This window comes from Rhodococcus sp. UFZ-B548 (assembly GCF_903819475.1).
In the GTDB taxonomy this organism is placed as follows: Bacteria; Actinomycetota; Actinomycetes; order Mycobacteriales; family Mycobacteriaceae; genus Rhodococcus_F; species Rhodococcus_F erythropolis.
Map to the genome: position 1 here is coordinate 43,154 of NZ_CAIJDS010000032.1, position 26,875 is coordinate 70,028.

The window sequence follows — 26,875 nt, forward strand, 5'->3', positions numbered from 1 at the left end:
TGACCGCTCGCACATTTTTTGTGACTCGATGAGTATCGGTGCAGATTCTTGGCACGACAATGACAAATCTCGCACCATACAGGTGCAAAAATGCAGATATGACACTCGGACTGAGCCCGGACGACCTACTGGTGCTTCTCGCGGTCGGTCGCACCGGCCGCTTCAACACCGCCGCCGACGACCTGGGCCTCAACCACACCACCATTTCGCGCCGCATCGCCTCGCTCGAGAAGAGCCTCGGCGGCCGTGTACTGGTCCGCTCGTCCGGCGGCTGGGAGTTGACCGACCTGGGCAGACAAGCCCTCAGCGCGGCCGAGCGCATCGAGGCCGCGGTGAACGAACTGGCACTCGACTCCACCGGTCAGCAGCAACTCGACGGCGTCGTGCGGGTCTCGGCCACCGACGGCTTCAGCGCATACATCGCGGCCCCCGCCGGCGCAGCGGTTCGCAGACGCCATCCTCGCGTGAGCGTGGAGATAGTCGTCGCGACCAGAAAGGCGTCGCAGATACGCTCGGGGCTCGACATCGAGGTTGTTGTCGGCAAACCTCAAGTTCACCGCGCCGAGGCCGTCCATCTGGCCGACTACGCGCTGGGTTTGTACGCCTCCCGAGAGTATCTACGTCAGAATGCTGTTCCCGAAAGTGCCGAAGAGCTGGCCGAACACTCGCTCGTGTATTTCATCGACTCGATGCTGCAGGTCGACGAACTCGATCTGGCCCGCAAGCTCACGGTTTCCATGCGCGAGGCCGTCACGTCCACCAACGTGTTCGTCCACATCGAGGCAACGCGCGCGGGTGCCGGCATCGGCCTTCTCCCCTGTTTCATGGCCGAGCAGCACGACGATTTGATTCGCGTTCTACCGGCTCACATCGAAGTCAGACTTTCGTACTGGTTGGTGGCCCGTTCGGAATCCTTGCGACGCCCGGAGGTCGCAGCGGTGGTGACAGCTCTTCGAGAGACGGTGGATCGCAAGCGATCTCAACTCCTCGGCGCTCCCGGGACGAACGAAGCGCTCAGTCCAGAGTCGAACGATGCTGGACGATGACCTTGCGCGCCAATTCGGCGATCTTGACGTTCATGTTCTGTGAGGTTCGCACCAGAATGTCGAAGGCCTCGTCGTCGGACACACGATGCAGTGCCATCAGCAGACCGACGGCCTGACCGATTTCGCGGCTGCTTGCCAGACCACGTCGCAGCGAGTCGGCGTCCTCGCCTCGCGTCAGCGCAGTGACGGCCACGGATGCAAATGACGCCAACATGATCGCGTGGTCTGCAACGGTTTCGGTGAAAGCCCCCGGAGTGTCCGAGAAGAGGTTGAGGGCACCGAACTTCTGACGATCTACCATCAGCCGGAACCCCATCGATCCGCGAATGGGTGTCTCTGCCACTACTTTCCGAGCGAACTCGGGCCACTGATTCGGGGTGCGAAGGTCCGACTCGAGTTGCGGCGCCTCCGTATCGAGGGCGTCGATGCACGGCCCCTCACCGGTGGCACGCTCGAGATCGTCTGCATAATCGGCGATCTCGTCGCTCGCCGCTACGGTGACGTTGGTGTTTCCACGTCGCAGCATCAGACTTGCGTGGTCGCAACCGGGAATCAACTCGACAGCCGCCGAACAGATCGCGGAGTACACCTCGGCGCTGTCTGCCGCGGAGTAGAGGATCTCCGCCAACGCCGCGAACACTGCCTTGGGTTCTGTCAGTGCTTGGTCGCGCTCAGCCATCTCCATACACCTCGGGGTCTACCGTTCATCGAATTCTTCATCGAACGGTACAAACCTTACTTACTCGACCTGATGGGGTCGCCGCCGCTCGCCGATTCCCGCCCGTCCGTCCCCTGAAAAGCCTCCGTAGCTGCGCGGTGATGCAGCGCAGTGACCGTGGTGATCTGCTTGGACACCAGGTCGTTGAGTTCGCGATACTGCTCCTCGGTCTCCCCGGCCGGAATGTCTCGCAGGACCTCCCACATCGCACTCTTGCCGCACAGCGCGGTCCGCATGATCTCGAGCGTTGCCAACTTCACGAGGCGATTACGCCAGATGGCGTCGACATGGACGAGACGTCTGATCCGATTGACCGTCGCGTCGATCTTGGAGTACCGGGGCAGAGATATGCCCTGGGTGTCCTCGATCAGTTGCAGCAGCTGCTCGATCTCGTACTCGAGCTCACCCGGCAACGAGTCCAGCTCACCGTCGGCCCAGACGCCGTACGAGTCCGAGAGTGACCGCGAGAGTTGCAGCCCCACCATCGCTCCGCACAGGTGAGTGACCAGATAGCCGGTAGCTATGTGTTCCTCAGCAGATCGCGACCGATTACCGAACATTGAGATCCTCCTGGGCGACGCTCGACCGGTCTGTGCTGACACGGGTGGTGATTCGCCATCCGCCTACCCGCGACAGACCGAGAACAAACGACAGGCGACTCAGACCCGATCCGGCACCACGACGACGGGCTCGAGGATCTCGGCCCGCGACTCCGGCGCTGCGGCGCGCAATGCGTCCGCCGACTCGTCGTCCGGCTGGGTCTGAGACTCGATTTCGGCTTCGACACGCGCTCGGTACGTGTCGACCTCGCGTTCGACGGTGGCGGCATCCCAACCGAGAATCGGGGCAACCAATCCGGCGACCTGCTGTGCGCAGTTGACACCACGATGCGGATATTCGATTGCGATACGCGTACGGCGGGCCAGAATGTCGTCGAGGTGCAGTGCCCCCTCGGCCGCGGCGGCGTACACAGCTTCGACCTGAAGGTAATCGGGCGCGTCCGTGATGGGCTGCAACAACTCCGGTGTCTGCCGGCCGAGTTCGAGGACCTCGGTGATGAGCGAACCGTAGCGGTCGAGCAGGTGCTTGACGCGATACGGATGCAAGCCGTACTGCTCGCCCAGTTGCACGGTCTGGTTGATCAACGCGAAGTATCCGTCGGCGCCGACGAGCGGTACCTTCTCCGTGATCGACGACGCAACCCGCGCCGGAATGTCTTCTGCTGCGACGTCGACGGCGTCTTCCGCCATGACCCGATACGTCGTGTACTTTCCGCCGGCGATGGCGACCAGACCTGGAGCCACACGGGCAACGGCGTGCTCGCGCGAGAGCTTCGACGTCTCATCGCTTTCACCGGCAAGCAGCGGGCGCAGGCCGGCGTACACACCGTCGATGTCGGCGTGCGTCAACGGCGTGACCAGGACGGAGTTCACGTGGCCGAGGATGTAGTCGATATCTGCTTTGGTTGCCGCCGGATGTGCGAGATCCAGGTTCCAGTCGGTATCAGTGGTGCCGATGATCCAGTGACTGCCCCACGGAATGACGAACAGCACCGACTTCTCGGTACGCAGGATGATGGCGGCTTCACTGACGATGCGATCGCGCGGGACGACGATGTGTACGCCCTTCGACGCTCGCACCCGGAACCGTCCGCGCTGACGTGAGAGCGCTTGGATCTCGTCCGTCCAGACACCGGTCGCATTGATGACGACGTGACCCTTGACCTCGGCGGTACGGCCGTCTTCGCAGTCGCGAACACGAACTCCCGAGACCCGATCCGCTTCCCGCAGAAAGCCGATGACCTGCGTCGACGTTCGGACGACCGCGCCGTAGTGTGCAGCGGTCCGTGCGACGGTCATGGTGTGCCGAGCGTCGTCGACGACGGTGTCGTAGTACTGGATGCCACCGGTCAGCGAACTGCGCTTGAGGCTCGGCGACATGCGTAGCGCGCCCGCCCGCGTCAAGTGCTTCTGGGAGGGGACCGACTTTGCGCCGCCCATTCGGTCGTAGAGGAAGATTCCCGCCGCCATGTACGGGCGCTCCCACACTCGGTGAGCCAGAGGGAACAGGAACTTCAGCGGCTTGACCAGGTGCGGAGCGAGCGTGGTCAGCGAGAGTTCGCGCTCACGCAATGCTTCACGAACGAGGCCGAATTCGAGTTGCTCTAGATAGCGGAGACCGCCGTGGAACATCTTCGACGAGCGACTGGACGTGCCGGATGCGTAGTCACGGGCCTCGACCAACGCAACCTTGAGTCCGCGGGTGGCCGCATCGAGCGCAGCTCCGACACCGACAACACCGCCGCCGACAACGACGACGTCGAATTGCTCGGTCTGAAGCTGTTCCCAAGCAGCTTCACGCTGCTGCGGGCCGAGAAACTGCGCACCTTGCTGCTTACTCAACCCGGTCTCCTGTAAGTCGACGACGAATCCGTTTACAGGCTAGTAGCTTGATCCACATACTGCGACAGCGCACGGATAACTGCGAACGCGCCCGAACATAGGAGCACAGTGAATCAATACATCGCCGCCATCGACCAAGGCACGACGTCGAGCCGCTGCATGATCTTCGATCACGACGGCGCCGTGGTGAGCGTTGCGCAGAAAGAACACGAGCAGATTTTCCCGCGTGCCGGTTGGGTCGAGCACGACCCGGTTGCGCTGTGGATCAACACCCGGGAGGTGGTGGCCGGCGCTCTCGCGAAGGTCGACCTCACGCGGGCCGACATCGCGGCCGTCGGAATCACGAATCAGCGTGAGACGACCGTCGTTTGGGAGCGTTCGACGGGCAAGCCGATCTACAACGCGATCGTGTGGCAGGACACGCGCACGGATCAACTGTGTGTCGAACTGGGCGGCGACGAGGGTCCGGACAAGTACCGAGACAAGACCGGGCTGCCGCTCTCGACCTACTTCGCCGGGCCGAAGATCCGGTGGATTCTCGACAACGTGGACGGCGCGAGAGCCAAAGCGGAGGCCGGAGAATTGTGCTTCGGCACCGTCGACACGTGGATCGTATGGAACCTGACCGACGGTGTTCACGTGACAGATGTCACCAATGCGTCACGCACGATGCTGATGGATCTCGAGGCCCTTCAGTGGGACGAATCGATCTGCGCGGACTTCGGAATCCCGATGTCGATGCTCCCGGAAATCCGTAGTTCGTCCGAGGTCTACGGCACCGGCCGTCCTCGCGGCAATCTCGCCGGTGTGCCGGTCGCCGGAATCCTCGGTGACCAGCAGGCAGCCACATTCGGCCAGGCCTGCCTCTCCGAGGGTGAAGCCAAGAACACCTACGGCACCGGCAATTTCATGCTTCTCAACACCGGAACGAAGCCGGTGCACAGCAAGCACGGACTGCTGACGACCGTCTGCTACAAACTCGGCGAAGCCCCTGCCGTCTACGCACTCGAAGGTTCCGTCGCGGTGACCGGCTCCTTGGTCCAGTGGCTTCGGGACAATCTCGGAATCATTCAGAACGCCAAGGACATCGAGCCGCTCGCCGCGAGTGTCGACGACAACGGCGGCGCCTACTTCGTACCCGCGTTCTCCGGACTGTTCGCACCCCGGTGGCGACCGGATGCACGCGGCGTGATCGTCGGCCTGACGCGGTTCGTCAACAAGGGACACCTGGCTCGCGCGGCGCTCGAGGCGACGGCATACCAAACCCGTGAGGTCATCGACGCCATGCGTGCGGATTCGGGAGTCGAACTGTCCGCGCTGAAGGTCGACGGCGGCATGGTGGTCAACGAAACCCTGATGCAGTTCCAGTCGGACATCCTCGGAGTTCCCGTCATCCGCCCGGTGGTCAACGAAACGACAGCACTCGGCGCTGCGTATGCAGCGGGCCTCGCCATCGGTTACTGGGCCGACACCGAAGACATCCGCAACAACTGGGCCGTCGGCCAAACCTGGGAACCGGCGATGGACGAGTCCGAAAGGTCACGGCTGTACGCGGAGTGGAACAAGGCCGTCGAGCGGACGTACAACTGGTCCGAGTAATCACCCCGATCCTTCCATACCGGAAGAGCTGATCATGGTCGCCTATTGATACTCCTGAGGTATCAATAGGCGACCAAGTTGGTATTGGACGTGACCTACACCACTCTGCGAATCTCATTCAGGCGCGCCACGTTTCGGCGCCGCGAATGTTGCAGAGAAAGGTCGCCACGCATGAGTTCACCCACTCGCAGTTCCGAGGAGATCAACGCCAAGGCACGAAGAGCCGGTATCGCTTCATTCATCGGAACCACCATCGAGTGGTACGACTTCTATATCTACGGCACCGCGGCTGCCCTGGTATTCGGCGAGATCTTCTTCTCCGACACGCTGCCGAACGGAGTCGGCACGCTCCTCGCCTTCATCACCCTGTGGGCAGGGTTCCTCGCCAGGCCGATCGGCGGGATCATCTTCGGTCATCTCGGAGACCGGATCGGGCGCAAGAACACTCTGGTCATCACCTTGATGATGATGGGCGTCGCCACTGTCGGGATCGGACTCCTCCCCACCTACGCGCAGGTCGGCATGTGGGCCCCGATCGGTCTGGTCACCCTTCGCGTGATCCAAGGAATTGCGGTCGGTGGTGAGTGGGGTGGCGCGGTACTCATCGCCAGCGAGAACGCACCGAAGGGCAAGAGCATCCTCTACTCCGCGTTCGCTCAGCAGGGCTCCCCCGCGGGAAATCTGTTGGCAACCATCGCATTCTTCCTGCTGTCCTCGATGCCGACGCCGTCATTCCTTCTCTACGGCTGGCGAATCCCTTTTCTCGTTTCGGCAGGCCTGGTCATCCTCGGCATGATCATTCGCCTGAAACTCGAAGAGTCCGACGAGATGAAGGCCGTTCTCGCCCGCAAGAAGGTCGTCAAACTTCCGCTCGCCGAAGTATTGCGCAAGCATTGGGTGCTGGTTCTCCTCGGCGCCGGCGCACTCCCCCTCGCCCAGGTCACCTATTTCAAGAACACCTTCGCATTGTCCTGGGCTACAAAAGAACTCGGATACGACCGCGGCACATTCCTCGCCGCTATCGCGATCGCACTTGTCGTGCAGTTCATCGTCCAACCGTTCGGGGCCGTTCTGGTTTCCAAGATAGACATGCGGAAGGCCATGTGCCTGATGGTGATACCGGAGTTCGTTCTCATGCCCGCGATGTTCTTTGCCATCAGAACCGGGAACTTCACCATCGCAGTCGTTGCGATGTGTCTCGCCACGATCCCGCACTCGATGTTCTACGGCGCCATCGCCGGCGTTCTCGCTCGCGCCTTCCCTGCGAACATCCGTTACACGGGTCTGTCGACGGCGTATCAACTGTGTTCCCTTGTCGTCGGCGGCGGAACTCCGGTACTGGCGCAGTGGATGCTCAACACGTCAGGCAACATCGTCGGGGTCGCGATCGTGTCCGGACTGTACGCACTTGTCTCGCTGATCTGCACCCTTCTCCTGCTCCGACGTACCGGCTACAACGCAAGCGAACTCTCGACGGCCGAGCAAGCGGATTACGACGAGCTCGAACTCGAGAACGCTCTTGCCGATACTGCAAACTCGCCGAAGTCCGAAGCGGGTGAAATTCCTACCGGTCGGGCAACCGTCTAAGCCAGGGACGGCAGCGCCTGCTCGGACAATTTCAACACTTCGAGAAGCGCAGGTCTGTCGTCTCCATCTCGCCAGGCGATACGCAGTTGAAGGGGAGGAGGTGGATCCATGACGGGAACAAAGACAACATCAGGGTTCACGATGCTTTGGGCCACCGACGAAATAGTCAACGAGCATCCGATTTCCGCGGACACCAGCGCGATCAACGACATCGAATCCGGTGCCGTCTGCACGATTCGAGCCAGGAATCCTGCGTTCTTCGACGCAGAGAGCAGAGACTCCCGCAGAATCGAACCCGGCTCCGCCGGAAGCGTCACCCAATTCTCGGACTCCAATTCGATCAACCGAACCGATTCCCTCGACGCCATCGGATGGTCTTTCGACATGGCAACCAGAAAGTTCTCCTCGGCGATCAATCTCGACGTGATCCCGAGCGGCGGGACGGTCCACCGGACCATCCCGATGTCGAGGCGTCGATCGAGCAACATCAACAACGCCTCGTTCGCGAAAGCGGAACTGTCGAGCACAAATTCGATACCGGGATTCGTCTTTCTCACCAATTTCGCCCACCGCCCGACGAGTAGGTGCGACGAGGTTCCCGCGAAGCCCAGGCGAACGCGACCTGTCGTTCCCTGGCCTGCCGCGGATACCGCGATCTCGGCCATCCGGCACGCGTCCAGAATTTCGCGCGCCGGAAGCAGCAGTGCTTCACCGGCAGCAGTCAACCGCACAGTTCGAGTACTTCGATCGAACAACGGCGAACCGAGCTGTTTCTCGAATTGCCTGATCGTTCGACTCAGCGGCGGTTGCGCAATCCGAAGGCGCTGAGCCGCACGGCCGAAATGTAGCTCCTCAGCCACCGCGAGAAATGCGTTGATCTGATGAATTTCCACCCGACATTGTTGCGCCACACCGGCCGACCATGTCAAGTTTCCGAAACCGACCAAGTGCGCGAGAACGTAAGAAGAGGTACACACGTGGACAAGACGCTCTCGATGAAAGAGGCCATCGGTCGATACGTCGGCGACGGAATGACTGTTGCGTTGGAGGGCTTTTCGCATCTCATTCCATTTGCCGCGGCACACGAGATCATCCGGCAGGGCAGGAAGGACCTCACGCTGTGCCGGATGACGCCGGACATCGTTTCCGATCAACTCGTCGCCGCCGGCTGCGTCCGAAAGCTGGTCGCTTCGTTCTTCGCCAGCGGCTCCGCAGGTTCTCTGTACGAGTTACGCAGACGCATCGAGAACCAGGACCCGCTCCCCCTCGAAGTCGAGGAATACAGCCATTACGGCATGGTGTGCCGGTATCAGGCGGGAGCCGCCAGGCTTCCCTTCTTCCCGCTACGGTCGTACGCCGGTAGTGATCTACCCGCACTCAACCCACAACTGAGACTCGTCGAGGACCCGTACGGCGGCGGGAGCGTCTACGTTGTGCCGCCATTGAATCCGGATGTCACGATCATCGGCGCACAGCGAGCGGACACGTCCGGGAACGCGCAGATCTGGGGCATCGCCGGGGTGCAGCAAGAGGCCGTGTACGCCGCGAAGAAGGCAATCGTCGTTGTCGAAGAACTGGTCGACGACGAGGTCATCAGGTCAGACCCGAGCCGAACTCTGATTCCCTCACATGCAGTCGACGCGGTTGTCGTCTGCCCGCGCGGCGCACACCCGTCGTACGCGCAGGGATACTACGACCGCGATTGCGGCTTCTACCGACGCTGGACCGAAATCTCCAAAGACCCTTCACAGCTGAGAAATTGGCTCGACGAATGGGTGTACGCACTCGACAGTCACGGCGAGTATCTCGCCAAACTCGGAGCCGACTACTGGTCGGATCTCGAGGTCGGACCAAAACTCTCCACACCAGTCGACTACGGGAGCAGACTATGACCACCACGATCGACACCGGTAACACCACCTCCACCGAAACGATCGTCGCCGTCGCGGCACGCGAATTGGCGGGTAAGCGCCGGGTCTTCGCCGGAGTTGGGCTACCCACGCTCGCAGTCGATCTCGCGCGGCACACGTCGAATCCGGACGTCGAGCTGATCTACGAATCCGGAGTGTGCGGTGCACATCCGTCGGCAATGGCCGAGGGTATCGCGGACTCCGTGGTTGTCTCCGGTGCCGAATCCGTGCTCAGCATGGCCGCGCTCTTCGGTTACGTCCTGCAAGGTGGCAACGTCGACGTCGGATTTCTCGGGGCCGCTCAAATCGATCGAACGGGCAGTCTGAACACAAGTTTCATCGGTGACTGGAAGAACCCGACGGTCAGACTGCCCGGAGCAGGCGGGGCCGTCGAGATCATCGCGAACGCCGCCGAGATCTTCGTCGTGATGCGTCGCCACGACCTCAGTTCCTTTCCGGCCGAGCTCGACTTCTGCACCTCACCCAGCCCTGCCCGCGCCCACGCCAGCGGTAAGGGCATCATGCCGGCAGGTGCAGGAGTGACCAAGGTATTCACCAACCTCGGCGTCCTGACACACCAGGGCCCCGGCGGCGAATTGGAGTTGACCAGCGTCCACGAGGGAATCTCGGTCGATCAGGTCAGGGAATCGACAGGATGGGACCTCGCCGTCGCCGATCACGTCACCATCACCACCCCACCATCGAGCACGGAGATCGATCTGCTCCGCAACACTATCGACAAGGTCAGGCTGTACCTGCGGTAACACTCTTCCGGAGCCTGCCGACGGCATCGACCAGCACGGATTCGGGATACGTCGCGAAACACAATCGAGCGCTTCGACCGAGGTCAGCTTCGACCGCGAAGGCCGAACCTGGGACAAATGCCACGCCATGCTCGAGCGCGGCACCCAGGAGTTCGGTGGTGTCGACGTCGTCGACGAAATCCATCCAACAGAACATCCCGCCGCGGACCTCGGAAAAGCGTGCACGCCCACTCAATTCCGTCTCGGCGGCCGTGACCAGCGCCTTCGCTCTGGCGCCGTAACCTTCCCGGAGCTTGTCGAGGTGCGTTTCGAACCATTCGACGTCGGAGAAGAGGTCTGCGGCGATCTGCTGGGTGAGCGAAGACCCGCACAGGTCAGCGCCTTGCTTGATCAGTTCGACCGCCTCGCAGACCTTTCGGTCGCCGTGCAGCCAGCCGATGCGCAGCGCCGGTGCCAACACTTTGGAAGCACTGGACAGCCGAATCACCCTGTCCGACAACGCCGCCAGCGGTGCGGGCGGTTTCTCGCCGAAGTACAGTTCGCCGTACGGGTCGTCCTCGAGAACCCAGAACCCGTATCGGTCCGCCAGCGCCGCCAAGTGCGCTCGCCGCGGCGCCGAAAGCACCGCGCCCCGCGGGTTGTGGAAATTGCTCACGGTGTGCACAACTTTGGGCCGAAGACCGGCGGCGAGTTTCGCCTCGAGCGCGTCGGTGTCCATTCCGTCCTCGTCCAACTGGACGGGGACGAGACGAGCCTGCGCCGTCCGAAAGACCTGCAGCGCACCGGTATATGCCGGTTCCTCCACGACCACAACGTCACCGGCGTCGAGGAGGACCTGCGCGAGCAGGCTCAAACCTTGCTGAGAACCGTGTGTGATCACAACTTCGGACACGTCGAGCGCCCGCCCGATCTTGGAGGATTCGCGCTCGGCGATCACCTCACGGAGGCGCCGCAGGCCTGACGTCTCGCCGTATTGAACGGACGAGGGGTCACCGAGTGCGTCGTGGGCTGCCTTCGAGATTCGTTCCCGCGGAATGAAATCAGGATCGGGTAGTCCGCCGGCCAAGCTGATGACGTCGGGTCGGGCAGTCAAGGTGAGCAGATCGCGAATTGCAGAACTACGGAGTCCGTCCATACGAGCGGACAGCGCGGCGTGTGTCATGTGAAGCTCCCAGGCACGCAGAATGAAGGTCAGAGGAAAACACCCTGAGCCGTCCTGGGTCAACGGGGCGGGAGAGCGCCGAGATACCGACCCTTGATTCGGTCGGTATCTCGACTATCTCACCAATACTTCAGTATGTGAAACAGTCTTCTCACATTGTAAGAAGACTCTGGTCCGTTCTCAGTCCAGGTCGTCGTGACGCATGAGCTGACGAGCTGCCTCGGTGATCGATCCGGTCAGCGACGGGTACACCGAGAACGTCTGAGCCAGGTCGTTGACCGTCAGGTTGTTCTGCACGGCGATCGCAATCGGCAGGATGAGTTCCGAAGCGGTGGGCGCGACCACAACACCGCCGATGACCACGCCGGTAGCCGGGCGGCAGAAGATTTTCACGAAGCCGCGGCGCAAACCGGACATCTTGGCGCGCGGGTTGGTGTTGAGCGGCAACATGACGGTGCGAGCAGGCACCTCTCCGTTGTCGATCGCTGCCTGCGAAACACCCACCGTTGCAATTTCGGGGCGCGTGAAGACGGCCGACGCAACGGTCTTCAACTTGATCGGGCTGACGCCTTCACCGAGTGCGTGGTACATCGCGATACGTCCCTGCATCGCAGCCACCGACGCGAGCGGGAGCAGTCCGGTGCAGTCACCGGCGGCGTAGATACCGGAAACCGTGGTGCGCGAGACCCGGTCGACACGCAGGTAGCCGCCCTTGTCCAACTCGATGCCGACGCGCTCCAGGCCGAGACCGTTGGTGTTGGGGACGGAACCGACGGTCATCAGTGCGTGGCTTCCTTCGACCGTGCGGCCGTCGGAGAGCTTGACGATGATGCCCTTCTCGGTGCGCTCGACGGCGTCTGCGCGGGCGTGCTTGACGAGGGTGACACCGCGCTCGGCGAGGGCGTCCTCGAGCACGAGCGCCGCATCGGCATCCTCGCCGGGCAGAACACGGTCACGACTGGACACGAGTGTGACCTTGACGCCCATCTCGGTGTAGGCGGAGACGAACTCGGCACCGGTGACACCGGAACCGACCACGACCAGGTGCTCGGGCAGCTCGTCCAAGTCGTAGAGCTGACGCCACGTCATGATTCGCTCACCGTCGGGCTCGGCTCCCGGGATGATGCGGGGGCTGGCGCCGGTGGCGATCAACACGACGTCTGCGTCGATGGTCTTCTGCTCGCCGCTTCCGAGCGTCGCGCGAACCTGGTGTGCTGCCATACCGAGGAGCGGATCGGTCAGTTCGGCGGTGCCGGAGAGAACCTCGACGCCGACCGTCTGCAACCGTGCGCGAATGTCCGAGGACTGGGACAACGCGAGACTCTTGACTCGGGAGTGGATCTTCGGCAGTGACACCGAAGCCTGCTCCGGATCCAGAGTGATGCCGAGGTCGGATGCACGACGCATGTCGGTGCGGATTCCGGTGGACGCGATGAACGTCTTCGACGGGACACAGTCGAACAGCACACACGCGCCGCCGACGCCGTCCGAATCGACCAGGGTGACCGTGGCCCCGTGCTGCGCGGCTACCAGTGCCGCCTCGTAGCCGGCGGGTCCGCCACCGATGATCACGATCCGGGTCATGTGTCCTCCAAGTCCTCGCGTGGCCGGCAGGGGTCTCCCGTCGACCAGTGTCACGCTATTCGAGCACCACGTGTCGCGCAGTGCTTGTACCAGATTACTTGCGTCCGGTGGTCCGCTTCGCCACACCCTCGGACCACGGTTTAGGCTTGCGCCCGTGTCGATTTATGCCGCCTACGGTTCCAACATGCATCCCGAGCAGATGTTGTTGCGCTGCCCACACTCGCCCATGTCCGGGACAGGGTGGCTGCGAGGCTGGCGCCTGACCTTCAGCGGCGAGGACCTCGGCTGGGAGGGGGCTCTCGCCACCGTGGTCGAAGACCCCGATTCCAGTGTTTTCGTGGTCCTCTACGACGTCCCGGAAGAGGACGAAGTGAGTCTGGACCGCTGGGAAGGTGCCGAACTCGGTCTGCACCGCAAGATCCGCGTGCGGGTCGACACCGCAGGCGATGCGGTGCTCGCTTGGCTCTACGTCATGGATGCGTACGAAGGCGGACTGCCGTCGGCCCGCTACATCGGCGTGATGGCCGACGCCGCCGAGATTGCCGGAGCGCCGGCCGAGTATGTGCGAGAGTTGCGGACGAGAAACAGCCGCAACGTGGGTCCCGGTAACGGTGTTACCGATTAGATAGCTGTCCTGCTCAAAGCAGCAGGAAATACGCGAGCACTGCAAGTGCTGCGAGTACCACCACAATCGTCAGGCCGATGAGCACACGCTTGGAACCGCGTGACTCCGATTCGCCTGCGACAACTGCAGTTTCCGGCTCGACTGTTGCCACCCCGGTTGCAGTTTCAGCCGCCACCTTCTCACGTCCGAGAGTGTCGAACACCTCCGTCACGTCGTGTGAAGGCGGCAAACCGATCGGAACGATCGTGTGCGACGTCGAGGTGAAACCGGCAGCCAGAATTGCGGCTCCCAGCGCGGCCGACTGCTCCGGTCCGGGCCCGAGTTCACATCTGACACCGAGCTTTTCGGCGATTCCGGCCGCTATGGACATCATGGCTGCTTTGTCTGTCGCCGGTTCTCCGTCACCGGTGACGACTACGGCGTCCAGGTTCTCCGGCATCCAACCGAACGCACCCAGTGCCGTCGCGAGGCGTGAACTCGGTGAACTCCCGTCGCCGGCGAAGCCGAATGCGCGGCCGGCGGCGACGCCCGAACGCACCAGCGTGACCGCTGCCCCGGTGTCGTCGACGTGATAGATGCCGATGAGCGTGCCGGCGAGTGCCGCGATTTCCGACTCGAACCACGCCGAGACCGCCTCGGCGTCCGAGACGAGAGTGACCCGCTCGAGGCCTGCATAGACCAGTGAATCCTGCATGAGGGCCGCTGTGGACGAGTCCCAGCGCGACGGGTAGGTCGCGACGATGTCGGGCGCTCCCCCACTTCGACCACCACGATCGGGCAGCGGCTCGCATTCCTGCAACAGGCAGCGAATCGACGTCGCCACCAAATCCTCGGCGCGGTAACGGGTATCGGCCGTTCCGGAGACGCCACTCGGGTCCCCCACACGGCCGACAAAACCTGACCATGATTCCGAGAATTCACGGCCGGCACCCAATTGCTCGGTACCGCCGAGCACGGTCGTTCCGTCCTTGCGTTGATTGAGAATCGTGTCCCTGACCAACACCACCGGATCGGCCGAACCCGGATCGTTGGACGCAACTACAGCCGTCGACACCAATGTGCCGATTCGCACTCCCACACCTATGGACATGCCCGTACCTTCACTCGAACGACACGAAAAACGGTACCCCCGACGGGAACCGGAACTATCCCAGAACCAGGCTCGTCAGAACCTTCACACCGACGCCGAGTGCACGCTCGTCGAGATCGAAAGTGGGTTGGTGGATGTCGAGCTGATCGCCTTCACCCGACCACACGCCGAGCCGCGCCATGGCACCCGGCACGGTTTCGAGGTACCACGAAAAGTCTTCGCCACCACCGGATTGCGGGGTGTCCGCCAAAGCATCTTGTCCGACGGTCGCGATGGCGTCCTCGAACATCCGAGTGGACACCTCGTCGTTGACGACCGGTGGCACTCCGCGACGATAGTTGAGTTGGTAGCGAACTCCGGTGGGCGCGAGCAGTCCGTGGACGATTTCTTCCACGAGCGGTTCGAGCAACTCCCACGTGTCGTGATCGCCGGTACGTACCGTGCCCGTCATCATGCCGGTCTGCGGAATCGCGTTGGGCGCCTGACCTGCACTGACCGCACCCCACACCATCACGGTGCCGGTACGCGGATCGATACGACGGCTGAGCATTCCCGGCAGCCCGGTCACGACTGTGCCGAGTGCGTAGATGAGGTCCGTGGTCAGGTGCGGCCTCGACGTGTGCCCACCCGGAGAGTCGAGAACGACCTCGATCGTGTCTGCAGCAGAGGTGATCGCGCCCAGACGCATTCCGACCTGGCCCGCCTCGAGTCGCGGATCGCAGTGCAGAGCAAAGATTCTGGACACGCCGTCGAGCGCGCCGGCAGCGATGACGTCGAGTGCACCACCAGGCATGACTTCCTCGGCGGGCTGGAAGATCAGCCGAACCCCGACGGGAAGTTCGGGCAGCGTGGCCAGAGCCAATCCGGCGCCGAGCAGGATGGTGGTGTGGGCGTCGTGCCCGCATGCATGAGACACACCGGGGACCGTGGACGAATACGTCGCCCCGGTCGCCTCCTGCATCGGCAAAGCGTCCATGTCGGCGCGAAGTGCGATTCGCGGCCCCTCAGGTCCGATGTCGCACGTGAGCCCGGTGCCACCGGGAAGGATCTTCGGCGACAGCCCAGCGGCGGTGAGGCGGGTCGCGACGAATTCGGTGGTCGCGTATTCGCGGCGAGCCAACTCCGGGTTGGCATGGATGTGTCGACGCCACGCGACGAGGTCGTCGGTGTGCGCGTGAATCCACGTGTCGATTGCCGCGTTCACCGGCGATCTACCCCTTCCAACAGACGGGTGCGTTGTTCTGGATCGGACGCTACCCGGACAGCAGTGCGGGCCAACGCAATTGCACCGTCGACTACCGCTCGATCTGCGGAGGTGGTGATACACGCGGCCGCGAACTCCGGCTGATGTGTCACTGCCCCCGATGAATCCAAGCCTATGACCGGGTGAATTCCCGGAATCACATTGGTCACATTACCCATATCCGTACTACCCAGTGGACGGGAGCGCTCCCATTCCGCTGCCAGTGGCACCCGCCCGAGGTCGACGATCTGTTCACGGTACGCCGCCGCCAGCCACGGATCGGGGGTCAACTCGGTGTAAGTGGGCGATACCGTGCGGATTTCGTGGGTGCATCCGGTGCCGAGTGCGCCCGAGGCGAAGCAGGCGTCGGCACGCTCGGACAGATTGGCCAACGACGCGGCCGTCTCGGCACGCAGGTAGTACAGCAGTTCTGACCGAGCCGGAACGATGTTGGGAGCAGTACCGCCATCACTGACGATTCCGTGAATCTGTTGCCCTGGCTGGAGGTGCTGGCGCAACAGTCCGACCGCCACCTGCGCGAGCGTCGCGGCATCGGCGGCATTACGACCGAATTCCGGCGCAGCAGAGGCGTGCGCTTCGCGACCGTGATAGCTGACGGCGATGTCCGCCAGGGCCAGCGAGGTGGCACCGATGATGTCGATCGGTCCTGGATGAACCATCATGGCCGCGCCGACGCCGTCGAATGCACCACGCTCGAGCATCAGAACTTTGCCGCCACCGGTTTCCTCCGCGGGAGTACCGATCACTCGGACGGTGATCCCCAGTTCGTCGGCCACGGTAGCCAACGCGATGCCGGCCCCGACCGCGGCGGCGGCAATGATGTTGTGCCCACAGGCATGACCGATCTCGGGCAGCGCGTCGTACTCGGCGCAGATCGCGATGACCAACTCTCCGCTGCCGTAGGTGGCATCGAATGCCGTCGGCAGATCGACGATCCCGTGAGTGACCGCGAAACCGTGCTGCGCCAGCAGGTCCGACACTTTGGCAGCGCTGCGGAACTCCTCGAAGGCAAGTTCCGGATCGCTGTGTATCGAATGCGACAGCGCAATCAGATCGGCCTCTACGGACCTGACTGCGCTGTCGACATTCTGGTTCACGCGATCATTGTCTCACCCGAAGGAGAAGTTGCTCTTGTCAGTCACCTGAGCGAGGTCCGCAAGCGCATCGCGGTGGATGCCTGCCTTGATTCCCGCCAAGTTCTTGCCGTGAGTCGACGTCAGTGCCGATGCCTTGGCCACTGCTGCGGCGAGCACTCCGTCGCCGTCGACCGTTTCCTGCACGATGCCGGCAGCAAGCGCGTCGGCGCCGCCGAATCGACGCCCCGTCGTCATCGCGTCGACTGCCGTCTGCTTGGGCAGACGACTGTTCAACAGTGCTGACATGCCGACAGTGAACGGCATGTTCAGTCCGACCTCGGGGAGGCAGTAGAAGCCGCGGTCCGCGCGCATGATCTGGAAGTCGTGCGAGGACGCGAGCATGGCGCCGGCGCCGAACGCGTGCCCCTGCACCGCCGCGACCGTGGCCATCGGGAAGGTCAACAAACGGCTGTAGATGGTGTGGACCTTGTCCAGGTAGCCGGGCAGACCGTCGAGATTGCCGAAGATCCACGTCGTGTCCAGGCCGTTCGTGTAGAACTTGCCCGTCGCCGTCGTCACCAGGGCTGCGGGCCCCTCGTGCGCTTCGACCTCGTCCAACTTGCTGTGAACAGCGTCGATCCACTCAGGGCCGAAGCGGTTCTCGTTGTCCGTTTCGCCCTCGTTGCCGAGGTACAGGATGAATACGTCGCCGTCGCGTTCGAGATAAGGCATGGATGGGAGAGTAACGCCCGCCAACTCACCCGGCGAACCGACCCGACTCCTCAGTAGGGTTGCTCACATGGGAACGATCGCCGAGGCCGCCGCCGCTGCTCTGTCCGCCATGACTGGCTCTTCGTCACCGTCAGTCGCCATCGTGCTCGGGTCGGGGTGGACCGATGCCGCAGACGTGTTCGGCGACGCCGGTGCGGACGTGACAGCCGAAGTCTCGATGGCGGATCTTCCTGGCTTCGCCCCACCGTCCGCGCTCGGTCACGCGGGCACCATTCGTTCGGTGCGCGTCGGAAACACCGAAGTCCTGCTGCTGCTCGGGCGCGCGCACGCATACGAGGGCCACGATCTCGGTACCGTCGTCCACCCGGTCCGGACAGCCATTGCTGCCGGCGCCGACACGGTCATCCTCACCAATGCGGCCGGCGGTATTCGCGAAAACTACACAGTCGGTCAACCGGTGCTGATCAGTGACCACCTGAACCTGACGGCCCGCTCTCCCCTCGTCGGCGCAGAGTTCGTCGACCTGGTCGACGCCTATTCGCCGGAACTGCGTGCGCTGGCTCGCTCGATCGACCCGGACCTTGCCGAGGGTGTTTACGCCGGGCTTCCCGGTCCTCACTACGAGACTCCGGCCGAGATTCGAATGCTTCGTACACTCGGCGCCGATCTGGTCGGCATGTCGACGGTTCACGAGACCATCGCGGCTCGTGCGCTCGGCGCCCGCGTTCTCGGCATCTCCATGGTCACCAATCTGGCCGCCGGAATCACGGGCGCCCCGCTCGACCATCAGGAAGTGCTGGCGGCAGGCAAAGCATCGGCGGCCCGGATGGGAGTGCTGCTGCGTCAACTGGTCGAGCAGCTGTGACACCACTGAACGTCACCGAGTGGATCGACGCCGATCCGGACCCAGTTACCCGCGCAGAATTAGCAGCCCTTTCCGAACATGAACTGACCGAACGCTTTTCCGCACCACTGACGTTCGGCACTGCTGGGCTTCGCGGGCCGGTGCGCGGCGGGCCCAACGGCATGAACCTCGCGGTCGTCATCCGGACCACGGCCGGTCTGGCGGCCTGGCTGACAGCTCGCTGCCAGGGCGGGTCCCGCGTTGTGGTCGGCCGCGACGCCCGGCTCGGTTCAGAGGCATTTGCTCTCGCCGCCGCCGAGGTCATGGCAGCGGCCGGGTTCGAGGTGACCCTGCTCCCCCGCCCACTGCCGACACCGCTGGTGGCGTTCGCGGTGCGCAGGCTCGGGGCAGCGGCAGGTATCCAGATCACTGCCTCCCACAATCCTGCCGCCGACAACGGTTACAAGGTGTATCTCTCGGGCGGAGCGCAACTCGTCTCCCCCTCCGATCGTGAAATCGAGAGCGAGATCGCCCGCATCGGTAGTGCCGCCGACGTCGCGCGAGCATCGGTGATTCCGGCCGACGATTCTCTGGTCGAGGAGTACATCGCCCGCATCGCGACCCTCCCGCACGGCGACGCCCGCTCGATCCGGATTGCGCTCACGGCAATGCACGGCGTCGGCGGCGAGACTGCGACCGCGGCTCTGCGAGCAGCAGGATTCGACGACCTGCACGTCGTGGCGGAGCAGTTCGATCCCGACCCCACGTTTCCGACCGTCGAGTTCCCCAATCCCGAAGAGCCCGGTGCCGCAGACCGCCTGCTCGCCCTTGCCCGAAGTGTCGACGCGGATCTGGCGATCGCACTCGACCCGGATGCCGACCGCTGCGCCGTCGGAGTTCGCGACGGTGATCAGTGGCGCATGTTGCGCGGCGACGAAACCGGGGTGCTCCTGGCCGACCACGTACTGCACACGGCGCCCGAAGATTCGTTGGTGGCGACGACGATCGTCTCCTCGACTCTGCTCTCGAAGTTGGCGAAAGCTCGCGGAGCCAGGTTTGCGCAGACACTCACCGGATTCAAGTGGCTCACGCGCGCCGGCGACGGACTCGTCTACGCCTACGAGGAAGCGATCGGGCACTGCGTCGATCCGGATGTGGTGCGGGACAAGGACGGAATCTCAGCTGCCGTTCTGGTGGCCGACTTGGCTGCCACCCTCGCGGGCAGCAACAGAACCCTGTTGGACGTTCTAGGCGACTATGCCGTCGAATTCGGACTGCATCGCGGGGACCAAGTATCCCGCCGCGTCGAGGATTCGAGCGACATCGCCGAAATGATGAAACGACTACGCGCCGATCCTCCTGGCCAACTCGCGGGTGAGCCGGTCACGACCGAGGACTTGTCCCTGGTTCGCGGCGGTATGCGCACCGACGCAGTGATATTCGACGGGCCGTCGATCCGCGTGGTTGTGCGACCGTCCGGAACCGAGCCCAAGCTCAAGTGCTATCTCGAAGTTGTCGTCCCGGTGGCGAACCGCGACGACCTCGCGAACGCACTAGAGCAGGCGAAGGCCCGGCTGGCCGAACTTCGAACCTTCGCCCTTTCGCTCTAGCGGGGTCCGAACTGCCGATCGCCGGCGTCACCGAGACCGGGGACGATGAAAGCGTTCTCGTCGAGTCCGTCGTCGATGCTCGCGATGACCAGACGAACCGGGTGGCCGGACGCTGCCAGCGCGTCGACGCCGGCCGGAGCGGCCACGACGCACACTGCCGTGACATCCGTCGCGCCACGCGCAACCAGCAAGTCGATGGTGTGCACCATCGAGCCACCGGTGGCGAGCATCGGATCGAGCACGAACACCGGGATCCCGGACAGATCCGCCGGCAGGGATTCGAGGTACGGAACCGGCTGATGAGTCTCTTCGTCTCGGGCCATTCCGACAAAGCCGACGCCGGCCGACGGAATCAGCGCACTCGCCTGTTCGACCATGCCCAGACCGGCCCGCAGCACTGGTACCAACAACGGCGGCTTCGCGAGCCGGATGCCCGTCGTCGCTGCTACCGGGGTGTCGACCGGAAACTCCTCGACCTCCGCGTCACGCATGGCCTCGTAGACCAGCATGTGCGTGAGCCTGCGAAGTGCGGAACGAAAAGTTGCGTTCTCACTGCGTGCATCACGCATTGTCGTCAAGAGGGCCGCCGCGAGCGGATGGTCGACTACGTGCGTTTGCATGACCATCAGAATAGTTCCTCGGGAACCGGAGCACCCCGCGCGGCGTCCAAGAAGGAGTAAGCGCAACGGGGGGAAGACAAGTTGACAAATCTGGATCTGGACACTGAAAGCATCGCGGAGTTCGCCACGCGGTTGGGCACTGTTGCCGACAACGTCGCGCAAGCTCGACAGGACGCGGCGGGTGGCGATCACTTGGCTCTGTCCGCTGTGCTGGGGCTGATCGGCGGCGACTTCGTCGATGTCGCGAGCCGAGCACAGCAAGCGCACATCGACGACATCGATCGACTGTCCGCTGTGATCTCCAGCGTCCAGTCAGTCACCCGCGACGCTCACGCCGTCTATCTCGACTCCGAGGAATCGGTACGAACGACTCTCGCTGAAGCCGCACGCTCATGATCGACGTCGACGCACTCGCACGACCGATCATCGATCTGGTCGACATTGTCGGGACTGGCGTCCCCAGCGCAAGTGGACCCGACGTCGGCATCCGAATCGCTACGGACGCCCTCGAGATCGCATACCAATTGGGAAGCGCTGCTCTGAGCGAACTGGCGTCCTCTCAGAGCTCGTCCACGGCACTCACCGCTGCGGTGACCAAAACCGAGCAGACGCAGACGTCGACGCGAAACCTCGCCGATCGTGGGACCGACATCGCCGGCGTCGTGGACGAAGCAACAACGTCCGTGTACGCGGGAATGACCGAACTCGGTGAGATTCTCCAGTCGTTTCTGACACTCGCGATCAAGGCCGGGCCGACGCTCATGACACCGACGGGCCAATTGATGTTGTTGTCGGCCGCGTTGGAGCACCTCGGACGCGCGGTATCGGTTATCGAGCGGGTACGCGGTGAGCTGGCGGGGTCGACCGACAAGATGTCCGCACTCGTCCCGTCCGTCCCGATACCCGATCCCGCACCTGGAGTCTCCGGTTCGGTGGGTGGTTCCGGTTCCGTCGGTGGTTCCGGTTCCGTCGGTGGTTCTGGTTCCGTCGGTGGAGTAGAGGTCGAACTTCCCGACGGCTCGATTGCCACCGCACCGAACGCCGAGGCCGCTGCTGCCGTACGCAACGCGCTTACTCAACAGGGTGTCCCGTACGCCTGGGGAGGCACGACACCCGGAGTCGGTCTGGACTGCAGTGGTCTGACGCAATGGGCGTACGGCCAGGCCGGAGTCGATATTCCGAGGTTGGCTCAGGAACAGGGAATCGGGAACCAGGTCGATCAGAACAATCTGATGCCGGGCGACCTCGCGGTCTGGGACGGCCACGTCGCGATGGTGATTGGCGGCGGCCAGATGATCGAAGCCGGCGACCCAGTCGAAATCAGCGCCATCCGAACCACGAACAGCGGCATGGGCTTTCACGGTTTCTACCGTCCGACAGAATGACAGGAAACATGAACGAGAACATGCGGGAATCACCGCCGATCATCACAGCCGTCTCCGTCAACCGCGCTGGAACCATCGCGGTCCGCGCCACGGAACACGCCATTCCCGTGGACCTGCGGATCAGCCAGGAGGAACTGCGGTACGGCGGGGAACGGTTGGCGCAACAGATACTCACACTGTGCTCGAAAGCAGCAATCGAGGCCGGCGCCCGCCATCGTGTGGAGCTCGAAGAGACCGGAGTCCCGGCAGCGATCCTCGATCGGCTCGGTCTCGCGACCCGAGACGAACTGGCCGATGTCGATGCCGCCGAGGGCCAGATCCTTCCGTCGAGCTGGATGCGTTCGATATGAGCGAGATTGATCGAATCATGGAGCTGGCGAAACACCGGACCGGACTCTTGCAGGACGCCGTCGACGGGGTCGGCGCTCTGCGGGCGGTCGTCTCGAGCGAGGGTGGGATAGTCACGGCGACTGTCGACGGGCTGGGCGCTCTGGTCGACCTACGGATTACCGACGCAATCACCACGATGAATTCTCGCACTGTGGCCGCATTGACTGTCGCAACAATTCACCAGGCAGTTCGACAGTCCAACGACGAACGAGAGCGACTGGTCAGTGAGCTCCGAGTGGCACTGAAACAAACGTGACGAACCCCCGCTATGCCTTTCGCTCTGCGGTGGATAGGCTTCCGCCCATGGCTGGAGACATCGTCCCTATCGAAATCGGACTCACCGACGGAGACCTCGTCACTTTGTGGGCACCCCGCTGGCGCGAGGGCGACGACGAGTGGGAAGCGTTCCTCGGCCATGAGGAAGACCTGTACGGGTTCTCCTCCGTCGCAGAACTCGCGGCCTTCATCCGAACGGACTCCGACAACGACCTGGTCGAGCATCCGGCGTGGGCCGTCGTCTCCGGACTGTCGGCAGCCGAGCTCGAACCGGAAGAGAACTTCACCTTCGACTTCGTCGGCGTGCCGGAACTGGCCGCAGGTGATCCTGAGGCACTGGCGGTCTCGGAACTCGAAGACACCTTGAACATGGCTCGCAACATCGGCGAGGTGTGCGAACTGGACGCGGTCATCCGCTTCTTCAGCGGCCATCCGGTTCTCGGCGCGCTTGCGACCGGCGCCGGCACCTTCGAAGGTCGCGAAGGCCTGGAGCTGTGGGACCAGGTCGGCGCTGCGATCGTCAAGGACTGGGACGCCGTTCTCGACGCCATCGACAAGGTGGTCACCTCCCCGAAGGTCGATGCAGCTGCCGTCGCGGTCGCCGAAGCTGAACTGCTCGCTGCCGCCGAGAACACCGTCGACGCCGACGATGTCGCTGAGGAGGGCGAGGACGAGGAATTCGACGAAGACGACCTCGACGAGGAGGAAGACGAAGTCGAGACCTTCTGGGGCGAGGTCGGTGTCGACCCGATCCGCATCATCACCTCAGCCGAGACGTTCTACACTCTGCGCTGCTACATGGGCGATCAGGCGATCTTCCTCGGCAAGGACGGACTGATCACCGTTTTCCGTAGCGAGCGCGCACTCGCTCGCTACCTCGCCGACAACCACGAACACGATCTCTCGCAGGTCAGCACGTACGGCGAAATTCAGAATGCTGCCGTCGACGGTTCACTCGAAATCGAGGTCACGGACGAGAACGTCTACGTTCTGCCCGGCATCGCCGACGACCTCGCCCAGGGCCCGGACGTCGTCGACGCCGAGCAACTGGAACTTGCCGTCGAATTGTTCACCGATGCAGCGGATTTCGCCGACGACGACTCCACCGAGGAGGCTCTGTCCGCGTCGAACGAGCTGGGTTGGTACGTCTCGTACCTCCTCAACCCCGATCCGTCGCGGATGGCTCCGAGTGCGCCGTTCACCAAGGAATCCGAGGCCTGGCGCGAACTCGAGCGTGAGTTCGAGGCCCGGCTGCGATCTGAGTAGTCGGGTGCACGTCAGCTAGCCGATGAGCACGGCGTAACCCGGCTTGATGACGTCGTCGATCAACGCGAGGCGCTCGTCGAACGGGATGAAGGCCGACTTCATCGCGTTGATGGTGAAGCGTTCCAGATCGGTCCAGCCGTAACCGAAGGTCTCGACCAACGCGGCCATTTCCCGGCTCATGCTCGTGTCGCTCATCAGCCTGTTGTCAGTGTTGACGGTCACGCGGAAGCGCAAGTCCGCCAACAGTCCGAACGGATGGTCCGACAGGGCCGCTACGGCTCCGGTCTGCACGTTCGAACTCGGGCACAGTTCCAGGGGAATGCGCATGTCACGGACGTAGTTCGCGAGTCGACCCAGCTCTGCCCCACCTTGGCCGGCTACGTCGATGTCGTCCACGATCCGCACGCCGTGACCCAACCGATCCGCTCCGCAGAAGGCGATGGCTTCGTGGATCGACGGCAACCCGAACGCCTCACCCGCGTGAATCGTGAAGTGGGCGTTCGCATCACGCATGTATTCGAAGGCGTCGAGGTGCCGGCTCGGCGGGTTACCGGCCTCGGCACCGGCGATGTCGAAACCGACGACGCCGCGGTCCCGGAATCGCACAGCGAGTTCGGCGATCTCCCGTGACCGGGCGGCATGCCTCATCGCCGTGAGAAGACACCCGATTCGGATCTCCCGTCCCGCGACCCTGGCAGCGGATTCGCCGGCCCGGAAACCTTCGAGAACGTGCTCGACGACCTCGTCCAAACTCAGGCCTTGTTCCAGGTGCTGCTCGGGCGCAAAACGGATTTCGGCATAGACGACGTTGTCGTCGGCCAGATCCTCGGCGCATTCACGCGCTACCCGTGCAAGCCCTTCCGGGGTCTGCATCACCGCGACCGTGTGCGCGAACGTTTCGAGGTAGAGCTCGAGCGATCCACTGTCAGCGGCAGTTCGGAACCATTGCGCGAGTTCGGATGCCGTATTCGCCGGCAGCTCGTCGTAGCCACACTGCTCGGCCAGTTCGAGGACAGTCTCGGGTCTGAGTCCTCCGTCGAGATGATCGTGGAGAAGAACTTTGGGTGCGCTGCGGATCGTGGTCAACTCCGGTGCGTTCATTCGCCAACGCTAACGCGAATCACCCACAATTCGCTCGATGAGCAACGGTCGCGAAACGGTGTCGGAATCGGCCCCGATCGACCAGCCTCCGCCGAGGCTCCGCCGCGCAGCATCAAATCTCTCGGGAGTGTCGGTGTGCAGTGTCATCAGCTTCTGTCCGGCGCGGACCACGTCGCCGGGCTTCGCGTGCATCTCGATGCCGGCACCGGCCTGAACGGCTTCGCCCTGTCGTTCGCGTCCGGCTCCGAGCTTCCAGGCCGCGATGCCCACCGCCATGGCGTCGAGTCGGGTCAGCACGCCGTCTCGGTCCGCGGTGACGACGTCGCTGTGCCGGGCCACCGGCAGCGTCGCGTGTGGGTCCCCACCTTGTGCGGCGATCATCGCGCGCCACCGGTCCATGGCCGTGCCGTCGGCCAGTCTGTCTGCGGGGTCGATACCGTCGATCCCAGCCGCGGACAGCATCTCCCGAGCCAGGACCAGGGTCAGCTCGACGACGTCGGACGGCCCGCCGCCTGCCAGCACCTCGACGGATTCACGCACCTCGAGAGCGTTGCCAGCCGTCAATCCCAGCGGGGTGTCCATCCCGGTGATGAGAGCACTTGTACGCACGCCGGCGTCGTTGCCCAACTCGACCATCGTGCGTGCCAACTCTCGCGCGTCGCCGAGGTCCTTCATGAACGCTCCGGAACCGACTTTGACGTCGAGCACCAGGGCGCCGGTTCCCTCGGCAATCTTCTTGCTCATGATCGAACTTGCGATCAGCGGAATGGATTCCACCGTTCCGGTCACGTCGCGCAGCGCGTAGAGCTTCTTGTCGGCGGGGGCCAGGTTCGCTCCGGCAGCGCAGATCACCGCGCCGATTTTCGGGTCCGCGAGAATGTCGACCATCTCCGTCGCCGTGAGCTCGGCTCGCCAACCTGGAATGGCCTCGAGCTTGTCGAGAGTTCCGCCGGTGTGGCCGAGTCCGCGTCCCGACAACTGCGGGACTGCAAGACCACATGCCGCGACGAGGGGCGCGAGCGGAAGGGTGATCTTGTCCCCAACACCACCGGTCGAATGCTTGTCGACGGTGGGCAGCGGCAAGTCCGAAAAGTCCATCCTCCCGCCGGATTCGATCATTGCCTCGGTCCATCGGCCGGTCTCTGCTCGTGACATTCCTCGGAAATAGATCGCCATCGCGAGCGCCGACATCTGCTCGTCGCCGACGACCCCCTCAGTGAACGCCTGAACTATCCAGTCGATCTCGGTTCCCGACAACTCGCGGCCGTCACGCTTGGCGCCGATGATGGAAACTGCGTCAAACATGGCGGAGCCCCTCTGCTTGTTCCGGCCCGAAAGCATCAGGCAACAGCTCGCTCAGCGGCTTGAACCCACTGCTCGTGTCGACAAGCATCTCACCCCCGCCATGCTCGAGAAGAAGCTGTCTGCACCTGCCGCATGGCATCAGAATCGAGCCCTTCGCGTCGCAGCACGTGAAGGCAACCAGCCGCCCGCCCCCGGTGGCGGCTAAGTTACCGACGAGTCCACATTCGGCACACAGGCTCAAACCGTATGAGACATTTTCCACATTGCATCCTGAGACGATCCGACCATCGTCTACCAGGGCAGCTGCACCCACTGCATAGCCCGAGTACGGTGCATAAGCCTGCCGCATGACCACTTGCGCGTTGTGCCGCAACAACTTCCAGTCGATGTCACCCATGGTTCGTTATCCAATCACGCCGACTGAATGGATGCAGAAACCACGCCGAAACCGGCTAGGTGAGATTGGAAAGGCAAACCTTACAAAGAGTTTGGTACGCGTACGAATCCCGCATCTGATTA

General features: G+C 63.3%; 27 protein-coding genes. 13 read left to right on the forward strand and 14 right to left on the reverse strand.

What is annotated here, in order from left to right; translation table 11 throughout:
• Positions 1-98 precede the first annotated feature (98 nt).
• Positions 99-1,046 (forward strand): LysR family transcriptional regulator, encoded by a 948-nt coding sequence (locus H7C86_RS23820; protein ID WP_021343675.1) that lies wholly within the window; start codon positions 99-101, stop codon positions 1,044-1,046.
• On the opposite strand, the gene H7C86_RS23825 is transcribed toward H7C86_RS23820, so the two are convergent.
• The 3 genes from H7C86_RS23825 to H7C86_RS23835 all read right to left on the reverse strand — a co-directional run bounded on the left by H7C86_RS23825 (position 1,015) and on the right by H7C86_RS23835 (position 4,166).
• Positions 1,015-1,731: a GAF and ANTAR domain-containing protein gene (locus H7C86_RS23825; RefSeq protein ID WP_019747714.1), complete on the reverse strand. Its 717-nt coding sequence runs from the start codon at positions 1,729-1,731 to the stop codon at positions 1,015-1,017. The two genes, H7C86_RS23820 and H7C86_RS23825, sit on opposite strands and share 32 nt — an antisense overlap.
• Before the next feature lie 50 nt (positions 1,732-1,781).
• Positions 1,782-2,324 (reverse strand): hypothetical protein, encoded by a 543-nt coding sequence (locus H7C86_RS23830; RefSeq protein ID WP_019747713.1) that lies wholly within the window; start codon positions 2,322-2,324, stop codon positions 1,782-1,784.
• 99 nt (positions 2,325-2,423) lie between these two features.
• Positions 2,424-4,166 (reverse strand): glycerol-3-phosphate dehydrogenase/oxidase, encoded by a 1,743-nt coding sequence (locus tag H7C86_RS23835; protein WP_182262347.1) that lies wholly within the window; start codon positions 4,164-4,166, stop codon positions 2,424-2,426.
• A 108-nt stretch (positions 4,167-4,274) separates the two neighbouring features.
• Between H7C86_RS23835 and glpK the strand changes: the two genes are divergently transcribed.
• Both glpK and H7C86_RS23845 read left to right on the forward strand, forming a co-directional pair.
• Positions 4,275-5,765 (forward strand): glycerol kinase GlpK, encoded by a 1,491-nt coding sequence (glpK, locus tag H7C86_RS23840; protein WP_182262348.1) that lies wholly within the window; start codon positions 4,275-4,277, stop codon positions 5,763-5,765.
• Between the two features lie 171 nt (positions 5,766-5,936).
• Complete coding sequence (locus H7C86_RS23845) at positions 5,937-7,352, forward strand: MFS transporter (RefSeq protein WP_019747710.1); 1,416 nt, start codon at positions 5,937-5,939, stop codon at positions 7,350-7,352.
• Here the strand turns inward: H7C86_RS23845 and H7C86_RS23850 are convergent.
• Entirely contained in the window at positions 7,349-8,245 is an 897-nt protein-coding gene (locus tag H7C86_RS23850; protein WP_047890289.1) for a LysR substrate-binding domain-containing protein, read from the reverse strand. The genes H7C86_RS23845 and H7C86_RS23850 overlap by 4 nt on opposite strands.
• Positions 8,246-8,329: 84 nt before the next feature.
• Between H7C86_RS23850 and H7C86_RS23855 the strand changes: the two genes are divergently transcribed.
• Positions 8,330-9,244: a CoA transferase subunit A gene (locus tag H7C86_RS23855; RefSeq protein ID WP_080945652.1), complete on the forward strand. Its 915-nt coding sequence runs from the start codon at positions 8,330-8,332 to the stop codon at positions 9,242-9,244.
• On the forward strand, positions 9,241-10,026 hold the full coding sequence (locus H7C86_RS23860; protein WP_182262349.1) for a CoA-transferase subunit beta: 786 nt from the start codon (positions 9,241-9,243) through the stop codon (positions 10,024-10,026). The genes H7C86_RS23855 and H7C86_RS23860 overlap by 4 nt, the downstream gene beginning before the upstream one ends.
• Here H7C86_RS23860 and H7C86_RS23865 read toward each other — a convergent pair.
• Together H7C86_RS23865 and H7C86_RS23870 are read right to left on the reverse strand one after the other, a co-directional pair.
• Complete coding sequence (locus H7C86_RS23865) at positions 10,007-11,188, reverse strand: PLP-dependent aminotransferase family protein (RefSeq protein ID WP_182262350.1); 1,182 nt, start codon at positions 11,186-11,188, stop codon at positions 10,007-10,009. The genes H7C86_RS23860 and H7C86_RS23865 overlap by 20 nt on opposite strands.
• A gap of 180 nt (positions 11,189-11,368) precedes the next feature.
• Complete coding sequence (locus tag H7C86_RS23870; protein ID WP_020969166.1) at positions 11,369-12,772, reverse strand: NAD(P)H-quinone dehydrogenase; 1,404 nt, start codon at positions 12,770-12,772, stop codon at positions 11,369-11,371.
• A 154-nt stretch (positions 12,773-12,926) separates the two neighbouring features.
• Here H7C86_RS23870 and H7C86_RS23875 point away from each other — a divergent pair, with 154 nt between their 5' ends.
• Positions 12,927-13,397: a gamma-glutamylcyclotransferase gene (locus H7C86_RS23875; protein ID WP_003940753.1), complete on the forward strand. Its 471-nt coding sequence runs from the start codon at positions 12,927-12,929 to the stop codon at positions 13,395-13,397.
• A 13-nt stretch (positions 13,398-13,410) separates the two neighbouring features.
• Here the strand turns inward: H7C86_RS23875 and H7C86_RS23880 are convergent, their stop codons facing one another.
• From H7C86_RS23880 to H7C86_RS23895, 4 genes are read right to left on the reverse strand one after another with little or no spacing between them, the layout of a single operon-like run.
• Positions 13,411-14,487: a hypothetical protein gene (locus tag H7C86_RS23880; protein WP_019747704.1), complete on the reverse strand. Its 1,077-nt coding sequence runs from the start codon at positions 14,485-14,487 to the stop codon at positions 13,411-13,413.
• Positions 14,488-14,542: 55 nt separating this feature from the next.
• Positions 14,543-15,691, reverse strand: a complete 1,149-nt coding sequence (locus H7C86_RS23885) for a M20 family metallopeptidase (protein ID WP_003940741.1) — start codon at positions 15,689-15,691, stop codon at positions 14,543-14,545.
• Positions 15,688-16,848 carry a M20 family metallopeptidase gene (locus H7C86_RS23890; RefSeq protein WP_020969164.1) on the reverse strand — a complete coding sequence of 387 codons (1,161 nt, stop codon included), beginning with the start codon at positions 16,846-16,848 and terminating at the stop codon, positions 15,688-15,690. The genes H7C86_RS23885 and H7C86_RS23890 overlap by 4 nt, the downstream gene beginning before the upstream one ends.
• Positions 16,849-16,860: 12 nt before the next feature.
• On the reverse strand, positions 16,861-17,559 hold the full coding sequence (locus tag H7C86_RS23895) for an enoyl-CoA hydratase-related protein (protein WP_003940710.1): 699 nt from the start codon (positions 17,557-17,559) through the stop codon (positions 16,861-16,863).
• A gap of 67 nt (positions 17,560-17,626) precedes the next feature.
• Between H7C86_RS23895 and H7C86_RS23900 the strand changes: the two genes are divergently transcribed.
• Together H7C86_RS23900 and H7C86_RS23905 are read left to right on the forward strand one after the other, a co-directional pair.
• Positions 17,627-18,424 (forward strand): purine-nucleoside phosphorylase, encoded by a 798-nt coding sequence (locus H7C86_RS23900; protein ID WP_020907041.1) that lies wholly within the window; start codon positions 17,627-17,629, stop codon positions 18,422-18,424.
• Positions 18,421-20,013 (forward strand): phospho-sugar mutase, encoded by a 1,593-nt coding sequence (locus H7C86_RS23905; protein ID WP_182262351.1) that lies wholly within the window; start codon positions 18,421-18,423, stop codon positions 20,011-20,013. Before H7C86_RS23900 ends, H7C86_RS23905 begins: the two co-directional genes overlap by 4 nt.
• On the opposite strand, the gene upp is transcribed toward H7C86_RS23905, so the two are convergent.
• A complete protein-coding gene (upp, locus tag H7C86_RS23910) occupies positions 20,010-20,633 on the reverse strand; it encodes a uracil phosphoribosyltransferase (protein WP_007727319.1) in 624 nt (207 codons plus the stop codon). The two genes, H7C86_RS23905 and upp, sit on opposite strands and share 4 nt — an antisense overlap.
• 81 nt (positions 20,634-20,714) lie before the next feature.
• Here upp and H7C86_RS23915 point away from each other — a divergent pair, with 81 nt between their 5' ends.
• Genes H7C86_RS23915 through H7C86_RS23935 form a run of 5 tightly spaced genes read left to right on the forward strand, consistent with a single transcriptional unit; the run spans position 20,715 to position 23,950 of the window.
• Complete coding sequence (locus H7C86_RS23915; protein ID WP_182262352.1) at positions 20,715-21,029, forward strand: type VII secretion target; 315 nt, start codon at positions 20,715-20,717, stop codon at positions 21,027-21,029.
• A complete protein-coding gene (locus H7C86_RS23920; protein ID WP_042951361.1) occupies positions 21,026-22,018 on the forward strand; it encodes a C40 family peptidase in 993 nt (330 codons plus the stop codon). Before H7C86_RS23915 ends, H7C86_RS23920 begins: the two co-directional genes overlap by 4 nt.
• Positions 22,015-22,368 (forward strand): hypothetical protein, encoded by a 354-nt coding sequence (locus H7C86_RS23925; protein ID WP_021332524.1) that lies wholly within the window; start codon positions 22,015-22,017, stop codon positions 22,366-22,368. The genes H7C86_RS23920 and H7C86_RS23925 overlap by 4 nt, the downstream gene beginning before the upstream one ends.
• Complete coding sequence (locus H7C86_RS23930) at positions 22,365-22,664, forward strand: YbaB/EbfC family nucleoid-associated protein (RefSeq protein WP_021332523.1); 300 nt, start codon at positions 22,365-22,367, stop codon at positions 22,662-22,664. The genes H7C86_RS23925 and H7C86_RS23930 overlap by 4 nt, the downstream gene beginning before the upstream one ends.
• Before the next feature lie 47 nt (positions 22,665-22,711).
• Positions 22,712-23,950, forward strand: a complete 1,239-nt coding sequence (locus tag H7C86_RS23935; RefSeq protein ID WP_020969158.1) for a hypothetical protein — start codon at positions 22,712-22,714, stop codon at positions 23,948-23,950.
• A gap of 15 nt (positions 23,951-23,965) precedes the next feature.
• Here the strand turns inward: H7C86_RS23935 and H7C86_RS23940 are convergent, their stop codons facing one another.
• The 3 genes from H7C86_RS23940 to H7C86_RS23950 are packed head-to-tail and all read right to left on the reverse strand — an operon-like array spanning position 23,966 to position 26,753.
• Entirely contained in the window at positions 23,966-25,051 is a 1,086-nt protein-coding gene (locus tag H7C86_RS23940; protein ID WP_133728418.1) for an adenosine deaminase, read from the reverse strand.
• Between the two features lie 9 nt (positions 25,052-25,060).
• The gene (locus H7C86_RS23945; protein ID WP_019747694.1) at positions 25,061-26,356 is read right to left on the reverse strand and encodes a thymidine phosphorylase; all 1,296 of its coding nucleotides are present in this window, start codon (positions 26,354-26,356) and stop codon (positions 25,061-25,063) included.
• Positions 26,349-26,753 (reverse strand): cytidine deaminase, encoded by a 405-nt coding sequence (locus H7C86_RS23950; RefSeq protein ID WP_019747693.1) that lies wholly within the window; start codon positions 26,751-26,753, stop codon positions 26,349-26,351. The genes H7C86_RS23945 and H7C86_RS23950 overlap by 8 nt, the downstream gene beginning before the upstream one ends.
• Positions 26,754-26,875: the final 122 nt, after the last annotated feature.

Bases quoted from the DNA above. Each gene is read 5' to 3' on its own strand.
- H7C86_RS23820 (WP_021343675.1), top strand. From the start codon at position 99: ATGACACTCGGACTGAGCCCGGACGACCTACTGGTGCTTCTCGCGGTC.
- H7C86_RS23825 (WP_019747714.1), bottom strand. From the start codon at position 1,731: ATGGAGATGGCTGAGCGCGACCAAGCACTGACAGAACCCAAGGCAGTG.
- H7C86_RS23830 (WP_019747713.1), bottom strand. From the start codon at position 2,324: ATGTTCGGTAATCGGTCGCGATCTGCTGAGGAACACATAGCTACCGGC.
- H7C86_RS23845 (WP_019747710.1), top strand. From the start codon at position 5,937: ATGAGTTCACCCACTCGCAGTTCCGAGGAGATCAACGCCAAGGCACGA.
- H7C86_RS23860 (WP_182262349.1), top strand. From the start codon at position 9,241: ATGACCACCACGATCGACACCGGTAACACCACCTCCACCGAAACGATC.
- H7C86_RS23865 (WP_182262350.1), bottom strand. From the start codon at position 11,188: ATGACACACGCCGCGCTGTCCGCTCGTATGGACGGACTCCGTAGTTCT.
- H7C86_RS23870 (WP_020969166.1), bottom strand. From the start codon at position 12,772: ATGACCCGGATCGTGATCATCGGTGGCGGACCCGCCGGCTACGAGGCG.
- H7C86_RS23880 (WP_019747704.1), bottom strand. From the start codon at position 14,487: ATGTCCATAGGTGTGGGAGTGCGAATCGGCACATTGGTGTCGACGGCT.
- H7C86_RS23895 (WP_003940710.1), bottom strand. From the start codon at position 17,559: ATGCCTTATCTCGAACGCGACGGCGACGTATTCATCCTGTACCTCGGC.
- H7C86_RS23900 (WP_020907041.1), top strand. From the start codon at position 17,627: ATGGGAACGATCGCCGAGGCCGCCGCCGCTGCTCTGTCCGCCATGACT.
- upp (WP_007727319.1), bottom strand. From the start codon at position 20,633: ATGCAAACGCACGTAGTCGACCATCCGCTCGCGGCGGCCCTCTTGACG.
- H7C86_RS23920 (WP_042951361.1), top strand. From the start codon at position 21,026: ATGATCGACGTCGACGCACTCGCACGACCGATCATCGATCTGGTCGAC.
- H7C86_RS23925 (WP_021332524.1), top strand. From the start codon at position 22,015: ATGACAGGAAACATGAACGAGAACATGCGGGAATCACCGCCGATCATC.
- H7C86_RS23930 (WP_021332523.1), top strand. From the start codon at position 22,365: ATGAGCGAGATTGATCGAATCATGGAGCTGGCGAAACACCGGACCGGA.
- H7C86_RS23935 (WP_020969158.1), top strand. From the start codon at position 22,712: ATGGCTGGAGACATCGTCCCTATCGAAATCGGACTCACCGACGGAGAC.
- H7C86_RS23940 (WP_133728418.1), bottom strand. From the start codon at position 25,051: ATGAACGCACCGGAGTTGACCACGATCCGCAGCGCACCCAAAGTTCTT.
- H7C86_RS23945 (WP_019747694.1), bottom strand. From the start codon at position 26,356: ATGTTTGACGCAGTTTCCATCATCGGCGCCAAGCGTGACGGCCGCGAG.
- H7C86_RS23950 (WP_019747693.1), bottom strand. From the start codon at position 26,753: ATGGGTGACATCGACTGGAAGTTGTTGCGGCACAACGCGCAAGTGGTC.